This is a genomic window from Streptomyces sp. NPDC091377 (genome assembly GCF_044757045.1).
Taxonomy (GTDB): Bacteria; Actinomycetota; Actinomycetes; order Streptomycetales; family Streptomycetaceae; genus Streptomyces.
The window spans coordinates 425,718-439,607 of sequence record NZ_JBIVUE010000006.1 but is presented as its reverse complement, the minus strand read 5'-3'; the positions used below and the strand labels follow the sequence as shown (position 1 = coordinate 439,607).

At 71.1% G+C, this 13,890-nt stretch carries 13 protein-coding genes; 9 read left to right on the top strand and 4 right to left on the bottom strand.

Annotation, left to right across the window (positions count from 1 at the left end):
* Positions 1-79: 79 nt before the first annotated feature.
* Positions 80-757, bottom strand: a complete 678-nt coding sequence (locus ACIQNG_RS16725; RefSeq protein ID WP_401439845.1) for a response regulator transcription factor — start codon at positions 755-757, stop codon at positions 80-82.
* 466 nt (positions 758-1,223) lie between these two features.
* Here ACIQNG_RS16725 and ACIQNG_RS16720 point away from each other — a divergent pair, with 466 nt between their 5' ends.
* Complete coding sequence (locus ACIQNG_RS16720) at positions 1,224-2,717, top strand: peptide MFS transporter (RefSeq protein ID WP_401439844.1); 1,494 nt, start codon at positions 1,224-1,226, stop codon at positions 2,715-2,717.
* Positions 2,718-2,844: 127 nt separating this feature from the next.
* Here ACIQNG_RS16720 and ACIQNG_RS16715 read toward each other — a convergent pair whose 3' ends face one another.
* On the bottom strand, positions 2,845-3,624 hold the full coding sequence (locus ACIQNG_RS16715; RefSeq protein ID WP_401439843.1) for a TetR/AcrR family transcriptional regulator: 780 nt from the start codon (positions 3,622-3,624) through the stop codon (positions 2,845-2,847).
* Between the two features lie 130 nt (positions 3,625-3,754).
* Here ACIQNG_RS16715 and ACIQNG_RS16710 point away from each other — a divergent pair, with 130 nt between their 5' ends.
* From ACIQNG_RS16710 to ACIQNG_RS16675, 8 genes are all read left to right on the top strand, one after another.
* Complete coding sequence (locus ACIQNG_RS16710) at positions 3,755-4,807, top strand: ABC transporter substrate-binding protein (RefSeq protein ID WP_401439842.1); 1,053 nt, start codon at positions 3,755-3,757, stop codon at positions 4,805-4,807.
* A 77-nt stretch (positions 4,808-4,884) separates the two neighbouring features.
* Positions 4,885-5,868: an ABC transporter permease gene (locus ACIQNG_RS16705; protein ID WP_401485614.1), complete on the top strand. Its 984-nt coding sequence runs from the start codon at positions 4,885-4,887 to the stop codon at positions 5,866-5,868.
* 3 nt (positions 5,869-5,871) lie between these two features.
* Positions 5,872-6,675, top strand: coding sequence for an ABC transporter permease (locus tag ACIQNG_RS16700; protein WP_401485612.1), 804 nt, complete (start codon positions 5,872-5,874; stop codon positions 6,673-6,675).
* A 1-nt stretch (position 6,676) separates the two neighbouring features.
* Entirely contained in the window at positions 6,677-7,948 is a 1,272-nt protein-coding gene (locus tag ACIQNG_RS16695) for an ABC transporter ATP-binding protein (protein ID WP_401485610.1), read from the top strand.
* A gap of 132 nt (positions 7,949-8,080) precedes the next feature.
* Positions 8,081-8,497 carry a cupin domain-containing protein gene (locus ACIQNG_RS16690; RefSeq protein WP_401439836.1) on the top strand — a complete coding sequence of 139 codons (417 nt, stop codon included), beginning with the start codon at positions 8,081-8,083 and terminating at the stop codon, positions 8,495-8,497.
* An 11-nt stretch (positions 8,498-8,508) separates the two neighbouring features.
* A complete protein-coding gene (locus tag ACIQNG_RS16685) occupies positions 8,509-9,645 on the top strand; it encodes a class II histone deacetylase (protein ID WP_401485608.1) in 1,137 nt (378 codons plus the stop codon).
* 63 nt (positions 9,646-9,708) lie between these two features.
* The gene (locus tag ACIQNG_RS16680; protein WP_401485606.1) at positions 9,709-10,860 is read left to right on the top strand and encodes a M24 family metallopeptidase; all 1,152 of its coding nucleotides are present in this window, start codon (positions 9,709-9,711) and stop codon (positions 10,858-10,860) included.
* A gap of 51 nt (positions 10,861-10,911) precedes the next feature.
* Complete coding sequence (locus ACIQNG_RS16675) at positions 10,912-12,333, top strand: NAD(P)/FAD-dependent oxidoreductase (protein WP_401439938.1); 1,422 nt, start codon at positions 10,912-10,914, stop codon at positions 12,331-12,333.
* Positions 12,334-12,386: 53 nt separating this feature from the next.
* Here ACIQNG_RS16675 and ACIQNG_RS16670 read toward each other — a convergent pair whose 3' ends face one another.
* Complete coding sequence (locus tag ACIQNG_RS16670) at positions 12,387-13,328, bottom strand: hypothetical protein (RefSeq protein WP_401485604.1); 942 nt, start codon at positions 13,326-13,328, stop codon at positions 12,387-12,389.
* A gap of 197 nt (positions 13,329-13,525) precedes the next feature.
* Positions 13,526-13,879: a hypothetical protein gene (locus ACIQNG_RS16665; RefSeq protein ID WP_401485602.1), complete on the bottom strand. Its 354-nt coding sequence runs from the start codon at positions 13,877-13,879 to the stop codon at positions 13,526-13,528.
* Positions 13,880-13,890: the final 11 nt, after the last annotated feature.

The following is a 13,890-nucleotide window of genomic DNA, read 5'->3' as shown; positions in this document are numbered from 1 at the left end:
ACCCGAACCCGAGCCCACACCTGTACCCGAACCCGTACCCGTGCTCATCTTCATGGGGACAGAACCCGTCACGGGCCCGTCAGCTCTTCTCGAACCGGAAGCCGACCCCGCGCACGGTCGCGATGTACCGGGGGTTCGCCGCGTCGTCGCCGAGCTTCTTGCGCAGCCAGGAGATGTGCATGTCCAGGGTCTTGGTGGACGACCACCACGTGGTGTCCCAGACCTCGCGCATGAGCTGGTCGCGGGTGACGACCCGCCCCGCGTCCCGCACCAGCACCCGGAGCAGGTCGAACTCCTTCGCGGTGAGTTGCAGCTCCTCGTCGCCCATCCACGCCCGGTGCGACTCGACGTCGATCCGTACGCCGTGGGTGGCCGGGGGCTGCTGGGGCTCGGCGGCGCCGCGGCGCAGCAGGGCCCGGACCCGGGCGAGCAGCTCGGCCAGCCGGAAGGGCTTGGTGACGTAGTCGTCGGCCCCGGCGTCGAGCCCGACGACCGTGTCGACCTCGTCGGCGCGGGCCGTGAGGATCAGGATGGGCACGGTGTGACCTTCGGCGCGCAGCCGGCGGGCCACTTCCAGTCCGTCCATGCCGGGCAGCCCCAGGTCCAGTACGACCAGGTCGATGCCGCCCTGCATGCCCGCGTCGAGTGCGGTGGGGCCGTCCTCCCGCACCTCGACCTCGTACCCCTCCCGGCGCAGTGCGCGGGCCAGGGGCTCCGAAATGGAGGAGTCGTCCTCGGCGAGCAGTACACGGGTCATGGGGTGATGGTAGTCCCGCAGGCCATGACACCGAGGTGAGATCGCCGGGACGCGTTCTTACCGGGGCACATGGGGGACATTTCATCGGGAGCGAGGGCGGAGTCTATGGTTCCACTTGGGCTTGTGATCCGTGTCTCAAGCCCTTTTATTTCCTACTGTGAAGTGCCGTATGGTGATTGGACGCCTGTAGCACCACAGATGACCTTTGGCGCGACTTGACGCTGAAGGTCACATTTGTGTGTGCGGGCCGGCCCCCTCGCCGGCCTTGAAAGGAATGACCTGTGGCCGGGCCTCGTAGCGCAGCGACGCGCGTAGAGGCGTGGATCCCGGTGGTCGCCGCCCGCCGTTCCGTGACCCGGAGCGGACACCCCGTGGGCGTGGGGTGGGCGTCACGGCCCGCCGGTGCCGGCTCCCCCACCGGGCGCGCACCGCTCCAAGCGCGCGTCCCGACAGCAAGGAACGACCCATGGCGTCCAGCCTGACGAAGGACTCGGCCCTCCCGGGCACCCCGGGTTCCGAGAAGACCTTCTTCGGCCACCCCCGCGGACTGGCCACCCTCTTCATGACCGAGATGTGGGAGCGTTTCTCCTACTACGGCATGAGGGCTCTCCTCCCCCTCTACCTGGTCGCCCCCGCGGGGCTCGGCCTGGACGCCGGTACGGCGATCGCCATCTACTCCGTCTACGTCTCGACGGTCTACCTGCTCGCGATGCCGGGCGGCTGGTTCGGCGACCGCGTCTGGGGTCCCCGTAAGACGGTCGCCATCGCGGGCGCGGTCATCATGGCCGGTCACCTGGTGCTGGCGCTGCCCACGGCGGGCACCTTCTACTTCGGTCTGCTGCTGGTCGCCATAGGGTCCGGCCTGCTGAAGTCCAACATCTCCACGATGGTGGGCCACCTCTACGACGGCCCGAACGACCCGCGCCGCGACGGCGGCTTCACGGTCTTCTACATGGGGATCAACCTCGGCGCGTTCGCCGCGCCGCTGATCATCGGCACCGTCGGCCAGAAGGTCAACTGGCACCTCGGCTTCGCGCTGGCCGCCCTCGGCATGGCGCTGGGTCTGGCCCAGTTCCTGATCGGCAGCCGTCACCTCTCGCAGAAGTCCAGCGTCGTCCCGAAGCCGCTGGACACCGCCGAGCGCAACGCCACGCTGCGCAAGGCGATGATCTGGATGCTGATCGCGGTCGTCTTCTACGCGATCGTCGTCGGCACCGGCACCTACACCCTCAACTGGGTGATGGTCCCGCTGATGATCATCGGTCTGGTCGTCCCGATCACCGTGCTGGCCCGGATCAAGCGGGACAAGGACCTGAGCGCCACCGAGCAGTCCAAGGTCTCCGGCTACATCTGGTTCTTCGTGGCCGCCGCCGTCTTCTGGATGATCTACGACCAGGGCGGCTCGACCCTGTCGCTCTTCGCGGACGAGCACGTCGACAACCAGGTCTTCGGCTGGGAGTTCCCGGTCTCCTGGTTCCAGTCCGTGAACCCGGTCCTGGTCATGGCCCTGGCCCCGGTCTTCGCGATGGTGTGGCTGGCGCTGAACCGCAGCGGCCGGGAGCCGAGCACGATCGCCAAGTTCTCCGGCGGTCTGGTGATGGTCGGCATCTCCTTCTTCGTCTTCCTGCTGCCGCTGGTCGCGGCGGACGGCGGCGCGGTCTCCCCGTGGTGGATCGTGCTGATCTACTTCTGCCAGACGACCGGTGAGCTGATGCTCTCCCCGGTGGGTCTGTCGGTGACGACGAAGATGGCGCCGGCGAAGTACGCCTCGCAGATGATGGGTGTCTGGTTCCTGGCCGTCACGGCGGGCGACGCGGTCACCGGTCTGCTGTCGACCTACGGCGTCGACCTGAACAAGACGGGCGTGGTCGCGGCGGAGGCCGCCCTCGCGGTCCTGGCCGGTGCGGCGGTGTTCATGTACCGCCGCAAGGTCAAGGAACTGATGGGCGACGTCCGCTGACGCCGACCCCGCTCCCGTGAACGAGGGGCCGCCGAGCCGAAAGGCCCGGCGGCCCCTTCTTGCTTGCCGCCTATCCTCTTGTTCTCCCGCCTCGCGGTCCCGTTGTTCTCCCGCCTCGCGGTCCCGCCTACTCCGGCCGGGCCGCGATCATCGGCCCCCAGTCGATGCTCTCGCTCGGCTCCGGCTCCTCCGGATAGCGCGGGCTGATGATCTTCGGCAGCCCGGTCAGGGCGCGGTCGCGCACCTGCGCGTCGATACCGAGGACCCGGCAGGCCATGTCGATGAGCAGGTCGAACATCTGCTCCTCGTCGAAGGAGTCACGGGCCATCAGCACATGGATGGCGGCGCCGTCGGCGAGGGACATCAGGATGAGGCTGACCCGCTCCGAGGGGACGGCGGGGCTGAAGTCCCCGGTGCGCACCCCGGCGTCGATGGAGGCGCGGAACGGCTCCTGCCAGCGCTCGTAGACGTCGTGCGCGTAGGTCTGGAGGGTGGTGTCGCGGTTGGCGGCGGACCAGAACTCGATCCAGAACGACCAGCGTTTGGTGAACGGGGCCCAGCCCGCGACCTGGAAGCGCAGCAGCGCGAAGAGCCGGCGCACCGGGTCGGGTTCGCGCTCGGAGACCGACCGCCAGGTGGCGAGGGTCAGCTCCAGCATCGAGCTGATCGTCTCGCTGATCAGTTCCTCACGGCGTCTGAAGTAGTGCTGGACCATCCCCAGCGAGACCCCGGCCTCCTGGGCGATGTCCTTCAGCCGGGCCCCGTCGACGCCGTTGCGGCAGATCACCTCGCTTGCCGCGCTGATGAGTTGGAGGCGGCGCAGGTCCTTGAGGTCGGCCTCGCCCGCGGCGTTCGAGGCGCGTACGGAGCCTTCTGAGCCCTCGGCGTGCGCGCTCTGTCGAACCATCTGTGTGCCCTCCCGGGTGTTCACGAGTTGGCCCGAGGGTATTGCCAAGCACCGACCCGTCGCAATAATAATCGCTTATTGCCACTACAGGCGCCATTCCCGGCACTGTGGCCGCTAGGGAGGTCCCACCGTGCAGATCCGCTCGCGCTATCCGGGCGCGGCAGCGCTGGCCGCCGCGCTCACCCTGCTCACCACCGCGTGTTCCACCGGTTCCGGCGGCGCCGGCGACGGGAAGAACCTCACCTTCACCTCGTACGGCAGCGGCTACCAGAAGGCGCAGGCCGCGGCCTGGCTGGAGCCCTGGGCGAAGGACGCGGGGGTGAAGGCGGTCGAGGACCAGCCGACCGACTACGCCAAGATCAAGACGATGGTCGACGCCAAGCGGGTCACCTGGGACGTGGTCGACACCGAGCCGTTCTTCCCGGTGGGGGCCTGCGGGACGTACGCCGAGAAGCTCGACTTCACCAAGATCGACCGGTCGAAGTTCCCGGAGGGCACGGTCAGCGACTGCGCGGTGCCGGACGCGATGTACTCCCTGGTCCTGGTCTACGACCCGGAGAAGTACAAGGACGCCCAGCCGTCCTCCGTCGCCGACTTCTTCGACACCGACCGGTTCCCCGGCAAGCGGCTCGCGCCCGGCTTCGCCACCGGCGGCAGCATCGAGGCCGCGCTGCTCGGTGACGGGGTCACGCCCGAGCAGCTCTATCCCCTGGACTACGACCGGGCCTTCGAGAAGCTGGACACCCTCGGCGACGACCTGAGCTTCTGGGAGACCTCGGCGCAGAGCCAGCAGGCCCTGGAGTCCCGGCAGGCGGACATGGCCCTGGTCTGGTCGGGCCGCGCCTACATGGCGGCGAAGAACGGGTCCGTGTACAAGCCGGTGTGGCAGGACAACATGCTGGCCTACGCGGTGCTGATGGTCCCCAAGGGCGCTCCCAACAAGGACCTCGCCATGGACTTCATCGGGTACGCCACCAGCGCGAAGGGTCAGGCGGCCTTCGCCGAGGACCAGCCGTACGCCGCCGTCAACTCCGACGCCGAGCCCCAGCTGGACGATCTCGCCCAGCAGTGGAACACCGCGCGGGCCGACATCCAGGAGCAGGGCTTCTACCAGGACGTCGCCTGGTGGGCGAAGCACCAGGACGAGGCGACCGAGCGGTGGACGGGCTGGGCGACGGGCTGAGCCACCCCGACCGGCCCCCTCCCCTCACCTATGAGGCACGACGTACGACGAACCCCCCAGGACCGAGGTGACGCGCCATGACCGAACTCCTCGCGGACGGCGGGACCGGACGCAGCGGGACCGAACGCAGCGGGACCGGCCGCAGCGGGGCCGCTCGCCCCGCCGGCCGGGACCCCGCCGGGCCACCGGGCCGGCGCCCTGCCCGCGCGGGTCGCCGCGGGCCCGACCGGCACGCGCTGCTGCTCGCCCCGGCCGTGCTGATGCTGCTGGTGTTCTTCGGCTATCCGCTGGTGGACATCGTCCGGCTGGCGTTCACCGATCCCGAGCCCGGTCTCGGCAACTTCCAGGACCTGCTGGCCGATCCGGTGACGCTGCGGGTCATCACCCGGACCCTGGTCACCTCGCTGGTGGTCGCGGTGACCACGCTGCTGCTGGCGTATCCGTACGCCTATCTGATGACGGTGACCGGGCCGCGGGCGCGGGCGGTGCTGATGGCGCTGGTGCTGCTGCCGTTCTGGACCAGTCTGATGGCGCGTAATTTCGCGTGGATCGTGCTGCTCCAGGACGGCGGACCGCTCGGGATGCTCGGCTCGCTCTTCGGCCGGGACGGGCACGGGCTGCTCGGCAGCGCGCCCGGGGTGGCCATCGGGATGATCCAGGTGCTGCTGCCCTACATGGTGCTGCCGCTGTACAGCGTGATGAGCGGCATCGACCGGCGGCTGCTGAGCGCGGCGTCGGGGCTGGGCGCCTCCCGCCTGACCTGCTTCCGGCGGATCTATCTGCCGCTGTCGATGCCCGGGGTGATCGCGGGCACGACGCTGGTCTTCGTCCTCGCCCTCGGCTTCTACGTCACCCCGAAGCTGCTGGGGTCGCCGAAGGAGTCGATGGTCGCGCAGGTCATCGGCGCGAGGGTGGAGAAGTTGCTGGACTTCGGCGGCGCGGGCGCCTTCTCGGTGCTGCTGCTGGCCATCACCGCGCTGCTGCTGATCCTGGTGGCCCGGGTGAGCCGGGCGGGCGCGGCCCTGGGACCGGGCGGCGCGGGCACGCGCGGGGAGGACTGAGCGATGGACGAGAACACCCTGTTCCGCGGCGGCTTCGGACTGCGGCTGTGGGCCGCGCTGGTGGGCGCGCTGCTGGTGGCGCCGACGCTGGTGGTCATCCCGCTGTCCTTCACGGGCCGGCGCAGCTTCGCCTTCCCGCCCGAGGACTGGTCCCTCGACTGGTACCGGAACTTCTTCACCGACCCCGTCTGGCGCGACTCGCTGCTGACCTCGCTCCAGATCGCCCTCGCGGTGGCGGTCCTCGCCACCGTGCTCGGCACCCTGGCGGCGCTGGGCCTGGACCGGGGCCGGATCCCCGGCAAGGGCCTGCTCAACGGGCTGCTGATGGCGCCGATGGTGGTGCCGCAGATCGTGGCGGGCATCGCGGTGTACGCGGCCTTCCTCGACTGGGGTCTGGCCGGTACCGCCCTCGGGTTCGTCGTCGCGCACACCGCGCTCGCCGTGCCCTTCGTGGTGGTCGCCGTCTCCACCAGCCTGCGCGGCTACGACCGCGGCCTGGACCGGGCGGCGGCGATGCTCGGGGCGAGTCCGCTGACCACCTTCCGGCGGGTCACCGCGCCCCTGATCGCGCCCGGGGTGCTGTCCGGCGCGGTCTTCGCCTTCGTCACCTCGCTGGACGAGGTGGTCATCGCCTTCTACCTCCAGAGCCCGACCCTGCACACCCTCCCGGTGACGATGTTCAGCAGCGTCACCGTGGAGACGGATCCGACGATCGCCGCCGCGTCGAGCATCGTGCTCGTCGCCACGACCGCGCTCATCCTGCTGCCGCAACTGCTGCGGGGCACCCGGCGCGAGGGGAAACGCTGACATGGCCGACACCACCGACGACCCCACCGGTGTCGCGACCGACACCACCGGTACCGCGACCGACCCGACCACCCGGGCGCCCTCCGCGCAGGCCCCCGCCCCCGCCGCTACGGCCACCACCGCCGCCGCAGCCCCCGCCGGTGCCACGGCCCGCGGTGCCGCCCCGGCGTCCGGTGCGGCGGTACGGCTGCGGGACCTGACCAAGCGCTACGGCGGACGCGCGGCCGTGGACCGGGTGCGGCTGGACATCGAGGTCGGGGAGTTCATGACCTTCCTCGGCCCGTCGGGCTCCGGCAAGACCACCACCCTCAACATGATCGCCGGTTTCAGCAGCCCCACCGAGGGGGCCATCACGGTGGACGGCACGGATGTGGCCGCGCTCCCGCCGCACAAGCGGGACCTGGGGATGGTCTTCCAGCACTACGCCCTCTTCCCGCACATGACGGTCGCCAAGAACGTCGCCTTCCCGCTGGAGCAGCGCAAGGTGCCGAAGGCGGAGATCGCCCGGCGGGTGACCGAGGCGCTGCGGATGGTCGAGCTGGAGCAGTTGGCGGACCGGTTGCCGAGCCGGCTCTCCGGCGGCCAGCAGCAGCGGGTGGCGCTCGCCCGCGCCGTGGTCTTCAACCCGCGGGTGCTGCTGATGGACGAACCGCTGGGCGCCCTGGACAAGAAGCTCCGGGAGCAGCTCCAGGGCGAGATCTCCCGGATGCACCGCGAGCTGGGCATCACCTTCGTGTTCGTCACCCACGACCAGGAGGAGGCGCTGGCCCTCTCCGACCGGATCGCGGTGTTCAACGAGGGCCGCATCGAACAGGTGGGCACGCCCGAGGAGTTGTACGAGCGTCCGGCGACGTTGTTCGTGGCCCGGTTCATCGGCGAGTCGAATGTGTTCACCGGGCGGTGCGCGAAGCCCGGGACGCTCACGGGGGAGGGCTATGAGCTGGCTCTTCCCGGGCGGGGGCCGGAGGGTTCCGGGCGGGGGCCGGTGCCGGAGGGCGAGGTCGCGCTCGTGGTGCGGCCCGAGCGGATGCGGATCCTCGCCCCCGGTGATCCGGTCCCCCCGGCCCACAACCACCTCGACGGCGGCACGGTCACCGAGATCGTGTACTTCGGCGCCCATCGCAAGGTGACCGTGGAACTGCCCTCCGGGGACCGCCTCCACCTGCGCGAACCGGCGGGACAGGAGGCGCCGCTGAGCGTCGGCGCTTCGGCGCGTGTGATCTGGCCGGTGGAGCGGTCGGCGGTGGTGCCGGTCGCCCCGGTCGGCGCCTGAAGCCCCTGCCTGAGCCCGTGCCTGAGCCCCTGCCTGAGCCCGTGCCTGAAGCACCCCCCGACACCCCCGACACACCCCGACACACCCCCCGTCACCCCCCGTCACCCCACCGAGTCCCTCCGAGGAGCCCCCATGCCCACGCCGCCCGGCACCACCCGTGTCCCGCCCAGTGTCGTCGCCCTCTCCGAGGTGCCGGTCACCCCGGCCGCGGAGGCGGTGACCAGGGTGCGGATCGCGCGGGCCATCACCAAGCGCCGTAACGGCTCCGACCTGATGCTCGGGGCCGCGTGGATGGACCCCGGCGAGAAGACCAACGTGTGGTCCTCGCGCGGCAGCGACGACACCGCCGAAGGCGACCACTGGTACGGCCCGGTGGAGGAGACGTACTTCATCATCCGCGGGCGGCTGCGGCTGACCTGGGACGAGGGGCATTTCGACCTCGGCCCCGAGGACTGTGTCTACCTGGCGCCGGGCTGGACGTACCACCTGGAGAACACGGGCGACGAGCCCGCCTTCTTCACCTACTCGATGACCCCGAGCCAGGAGTGAGGACCGCGGCGATGACCGGGACAGGGGCGCACCCGCGCGACGACATCCATGTGTTCTGGGACGCCAGGGTCCTGGACCACGACACCGGTTCGGGCTTCTGGGAGGCGGCCCCCTCCGCACTGCTCGCCGAGCCCGAACTCCACCCCGAGAGCGCGCCGCGGATCCGCAACATGAAGGCGGTCCTGGAGCGCGGCCCGGTCTCCGACGCGATCGTGTGGCGCCCGGGCCGGCTGGCGACGGAGGCCGAGCTGACGACCGTACACAGCCGGTCGTACGTGCGTGAGGTGCGGGAGCTGTGCGAGCGGGGCGGGACGGGCCGCCACTGGCTGACCTCCACGACCACGGTCGCCCCCGGTTCCTGGGAGCCGCTGCTGGCCGCGGCGGGCACCTGTCTGGCGGCGGTGGACGCCGTGCTCGACGGGGAGTGCGACCGGGCGTACGCGCTGGTCCGCCCGCCCGGCCATCACGCGCAGCCGCGACAGGCCGACGGGTACTGCGTGTTCGGGCACGCGGCGCTGGCCGCGCAGCGGGCGCGGGAGCGGGGCGTGGAGCGGGTGGCGGTGGTGGACTGGGACGTCCATCACGGCAACGGCACCCAGGAGTGCTTCTACGACCGTGCCGATGTCCTGACCGTCTCCCTGCACATGGCGCACGGCGCCTGGGGGGCCTCTCACCCGCAGACCGGCGCCCCCGACGAACTGGGCCGCGGCCCCGGGCTCGGCCACAACGTGAATGTCGAGCTTCCGGTCGGGGCTGGTGACCGGGCGTACGAGGACGCCTTCGAGCGGGTCGTCGCGCCGGTGCTGCGAGCTTTCCGCCCCGGTCTGATCGTCGCCGCCTCCGGTCAGGACGCGGCCACCTTCGACGCCAACGGGCAGCACAACGTGACGATGGCCGGTTTCCATCGCATCGGCACCTTGCTGCGGGAGCTGAGCGAGGAGCTGACCGGCGGCCGGCTGGTCCTCACCCAGGAGGGCGGGTACGCCCGCAGCTACGCCGCGTACTGCCTGCACGCCACCGTCGAGGGCCTGCTGGGCCGCGCGCCCTCGCTGGCCGACCCGATCGCCTACGTCCCCGACGACCGCACCCGGGGTGACGCGGCGATCGACCGGATCCGCCGGTCCCTGTCCCCGCACTGGCCGTTGTGACCCCCGCTTTCTTCTCTTCTCCTCGCCCTCTCCGCCTCTTTGCCGCTTCACGAAAGGCCCGTCATGGAACTCCCCTTCACCCTGCCCACCTACGACGACCGGTTGCGCCGGGTCCGTGCCCGGATGGGCGAGCGGGGCCTGGACGGGCTCGTGGTCAGCATGCCGGACGTCGTCCACTGGCTGACCGGCGTCAGCTCGGTGGGCTATCTGTGGCCGCAGGCCCTCGTGATCGACGCCGGTGACGGCGAACCGGAGTACGTCACCCGCACCACCGAGGAACCCGGCGTCCACATGCTGTCCTGGCTGCGCGCGCCCCGGGTCTACGACATCGCCACCGAGGACGCGGTCGAGGTGATCGCCGACACCGTCCGCAAGCGGGGCCTGGACCGGGCGACGGTCGGTGTCGAGCTGGGCGCGTTCACGCTGCTGCCCGGCAACTGGGACCGGCTGCGCGCCCTGCTGCCCGAGGTGCGCTGGGTGGACGCCACCGACCTCGTGCCGGAGGAGCGGCTGGTCAAGTCGCCGGCGGAGATCGCGTACCAGGCGCAGGCCGCCGAGATGGCCGACCACGCGATGGAGCAGGTCTTCGCAGCCGTACGCCCCGGTGTCTCGGAGACCGAGCTGGCGGGGATCGCGAGCCGGGCGCTCGGGGAGGCGGGCAGCGAGTTCGCGGCGATCCCGCCGATGGTGGTGTCCGGGGAGCGCAGTGCGATGGTGCACGCGATGGGGTCGCGCCGCACGCTCTCGCGCGGGGACGTGGTGTGTGTGGAGTTCGCCGGGGTGGTCCACCGCTATCACGCGGTGCTGATGCGGACGATCGTGGTCGGCGAGCCGACGCCCCGGGTGCGGGAGGTCGCGGAGTGCGTGGAGCGGGCGACGGAGGCGGCCATCGCGGCGTCGGTCCCCGGGGCTCCGGCGCCCGCCCCGGACGACGCCTGCAACGCGGTCCTCGCCGAGCTGGATCTCGTACGCCGTCGCTGCCACCGCATCGGCTACAGCCTCGGGGTCGCCTACCCGCCCGGCTGGCTGGAGCCGATGACGCTGGTCGAGGGCGACCCGCACACCCTGGCGCCCGGTATGTCCTTCACCATCGAGCCCAATCTCCATCTCCCCGACGAGGGCTTCGGGATCAAGATGGGCGACACGGTGCTGTGCACGGAGCGGGGCCCGAGAAGCCTGTCGAAGCTCCCGCACAGCCTCTACATAGCCACCTGAGACACCCCGGACACCGGGCACCCCCGGACATCCCCCTCTCCCCCCTCTCCGATCGGAGGAACCGCTGTGAGCGCCCTGTACGCCGACGCCCTCGCCGAGGCCCTGCCGCGCAGCCACTGGCTGGACCATCCGGACGCGCCCGCGCCGCGTCCCGCGCTCACCGGGGACACGGTGTGTGAACTGGCCGTGGTGGGCGGCGGGTTCAGCGGCCTGTGGACCGCGCTGCTGGCCAAGGAGCGCGACCCGTCGCAGGACGTCGTCCTGGTCGAGGCCCGTACGGCGGGGTGGGCGGCGTCCGGCCGCAACGGCGGCTTCGTCTCCTCCAGCCTCACCCACGGCCTGGGCAACGGCGCCGAGCGCTGGCCGGAGGAGCTGGCCACGCTGGAGCGGCTGGGGCTGGAGAACCTGGACGAGATCGAGGAGGCCCTGACCCGGTACGGCATCGACTGCGGTTTCCGCCGGGACGGCAAGCTGTGGGCGGCGACCGAGCCGCACCAGGTGGCGGAGGCCCGCGCGCTGTGCGACCTGGCCGCCGCGCACGGCCGCAAGATCTCCTTCCTGTCCCGGGAGGAGATCCAGGCGGAGGTCCACTCCCCCACCTTCCTGGCGGGCGCGCACGATCCCCGGGGCTACGCCCTCACCGACCCGGCCCGACTGGTCTGGGGCCTGCTGGAGGCATGTGTGCGGGCGGGAGTGCGGGTGTACGAGAACACGCCCGTGCGGCGGATGCGGGAGGGCGTGGGCACGGACGCGGTGGTGCTGGAGACCCCGTACGGCCGGATAGGCGCGCGCCGCGTGGCGCTGGCGACGAACGTGTTCCCGTCCCTCCTCAAGCGCCTGCGCCTGTACACGGTCCCGGTCTACGACTACGTCCTGACCACCGAGCCCCTGACGGAGGCCCAGCTCGGCTCGATCGGCTGGCGGGGCCGCCAGGGCATGTCCGACCTGGGCAACCAGTTCCACTACTTCCGGCTGACCGAGGACCGCCGGATCCTGTGGGGCGGCTACGACGCGATCTACCACTACGGCAACGGCCTGCGTGACGAACTCGACCAGCGCCCGGAGACGTTCGCGAAGCTGGCATCCCACTTCTTCACGACGTTCCCGCAGCTGGAGGGCGTCCGGTTCAGTCACGCGTGGGGCGGCGCCATCGACACCTGCACCCGCTTCACGGCGTTCTACGGCCAGGCGATGCGGGGCCGGGTCTCGTACGCCCTCGGCTACACGGGCCTCGGCGTCGCCGCGAGCCGCTTCGGGGCACAGGTGATGCTGGACCTGCTGTCGGGCCGCGAGACCGAACGCACCCGCCTGCGGATGGTCCGCACGAAGCCCCTCCCCTTCCCCCCGGAACCGGCCCGCTACGCGGGCGTGGAACTGACCCGCCGCTCCCTGGACCGCGCGGACCGACAGGGCGGCCACCGCAACGCGTGGCTACGGACGTTGGACCGGCTGGGGTTGGGATTCGATTCCTGACGATCGGCGTGCTGGGTGATCGGCTTCCATCGGCTGTGACAGGAAAGGACCGCCTAAGGAGCCGTCGGCACCGGGCGCGTGTGGACGAGGGACCTCAGCATCGTGATGCCCGTCGCCACCGCCGCGAGGTGCAGGGCCGCCGCGAGGGCGAGGTTCTCCGGGAGGGTCGCGTCGGCGGGTCGGGCGATCGCCAAGTACACCGTGAACGGGAGCTTCCAGCCGCTCCAGGCGAACAGCGAGCCCGAGCCCAGCCAGCCGAGCGCGGTCGGGCCCCAGCGGGGTACCCGTGCCGGTCGGCCTCGGAGCGTCGCCCACATCGTGGCGGACGCCACCCACGCCCAGACACCCAACACGCCGGACAGCAGATGCCACGTCAGGTCCCGATCGCCGAGCCGGGCGACGCCCACCGTGCCGCCGAACGCCCAGTACAGCCAGACCGAGCCGACCACCGGGCCGACCACCGTCGTCCACGACGGAACCCTCGGAGAGCCCCCGCCGCCATCCCCCAGCCGACCCGCGAACATCTCCGGCCAGCGCCGCCGCACGTACATGGGCAGCGCGAGGGCCAGGCCCAGTCCCATGCCCACGAACCCCATCTGCACCAGCGCGGCCTCCCACACCGGCATCGACGGGCCCGCGTCGCCGTCCTTCTCCGGACTGCCGTCCCCCGAACCCAGCAGCGAACTCAGCACCGCGTACGGCAGCACCGGGACGAGGAACCCCGTCCCCACCCACGCGCAGAACGCGAACGGCGCTCCCGGTATGCGCATCCCCCATGGCCGGACCAACGCGAGCGCCACCGCGATCCCGATCACCGCCATACCGATCGTCGCGGTGTTGAGCACCACCCACTCCGCCTTGCCGAACCCGGCTCCGACCGGCAGCAGCCCCAGGAGTGAGCCGACCACCCACGCCACCTTGATCAGCGCGTACGGCGTCAGCGCCAGTGCTGCCCCGTATGCCGCGAACCGGCCGATCCGATCCCATCCATCCATATGACTCCCGTATCAGGCAACGGAGTTCGAGTCTCACTCACCGCTGCCGTGCGGGCGTCAGCCGACGGGCGCATCCATGTCATCACTCAGGAGGAGCGGGAATCAGCCGCCCGGACGCAGGGAACCTATCCGGACCGGGTGAAACGAGGGGTCGCCGAGCCGAGGGGCCCGGCGGCCCCTTGTCTCGGCTGATTTCTTCAGCGGCTCCGCCCCGACTGGTTCTGCCGCGTCTGGTTGTTGCCCTGGTACGCGCTCGGCTGGGACGTCCCCGAGGTGTTCTGGGCCGACCGGGCGTAGGACTCCTGGGTCAACGGCTGCATCCAACTGGCCGCTGAGACGGTCGCGTTGGTCTGGCCCGCGGTGGATGTGGCGGTGGTGGTCGGGGCCGAGGTCGTCATGACCCTCTGCCAGTGACCGGGGTTGGGCGAGTCGCCCACCTGTCCGGTGAGCCCCGCCTGGGCGGCGAGGCTCCGGTAGGCCGCGAACACTTCCTCACGGGCCTGGTCCGTGGCGTCCTGACCGCTCGCGTTCTGCCGATTGCCGTCACTCATCGTGCCGCTCC

Excerpts from the sequence above, each read along its gene's own strand:
- ACIQNG_RS16700 (WP_401485612.1), top strand. The coding sequence starts at position 5,872 with ATGGACGAGAACACCCTGTTCCGCGGCGGCTTCGGACTGCGGCTGTGG.
- ACIQNG_RS16715 (WP_401439843.1), bottom strand. The coding sequence starts at position 3,624 with ATGGTTCGACAGAGCGCGCACGCCGAGGGCTCAGAAGGCTCCGTACGC.
- ACIQNG_RS16720 (WP_401439844.1), top strand. The coding sequence starts at position 1,224 with ATGGCGTCCAGCCTGACGAAGGACTCGGCCCTCCCGGGCACCCCGGGT.
- ACIQNG_RS16725 (WP_401439845.1), bottom strand. The coding sequence starts at position 757 with ATGACCCGTGTACTGCTCGCCGAGGACGACTCCTCCATTTCGGAGCCC.
- ACIQNG_RS16670 (WP_401485604.1), bottom strand. The coding sequence starts at position 13,328 with ATGGATGGATGGGATCGGATCGGCCGGTTCGCGGCATACGGGGCAGCA.
- ACIQNG_RS16665 (WP_401485602.1), bottom strand. The coding sequence starts at position 13,879 with ATGAGTGACGGCAATCGGCAGAACGCGAGCGGTCAGGACGCCACGGAC.
- ACIQNG_RS16695 (WP_401485610.1), top strand. The coding sequence starts at position 6,677 with ATGGCCGACACCACCGACGACCCCACCGGTGTCGCGACCGACACCACC.
- ACIQNG_RS16685 (WP_401485608.1), top strand. The coding sequence starts at position 8,509 with ATGACCGGGACAGGGGCGCACCCGCGCGACGACATCCATGTGTTCTGG.
- ACIQNG_RS16705 (WP_401485614.1), top strand. The coding sequence starts at position 4,885 with ATGACCGAACTCCTCGCGGACGGCGGGACCGGACGCAGCGGGACCGAA.
- ACIQNG_RS16680 (WP_401485606.1), top strand. The coding sequence starts at position 9,709 with ATGGAACTCCCCTTCACCCTGCCCACCTACGACGACCGGTTGCGCCGG.
- ACIQNG_RS16690 (WP_401439836.1), top strand. The coding sequence starts at position 8,081 with ATGCCCACGCCGCCCGGCACCACCCGTGTCCCGCCCAGTGTCGTCGCC.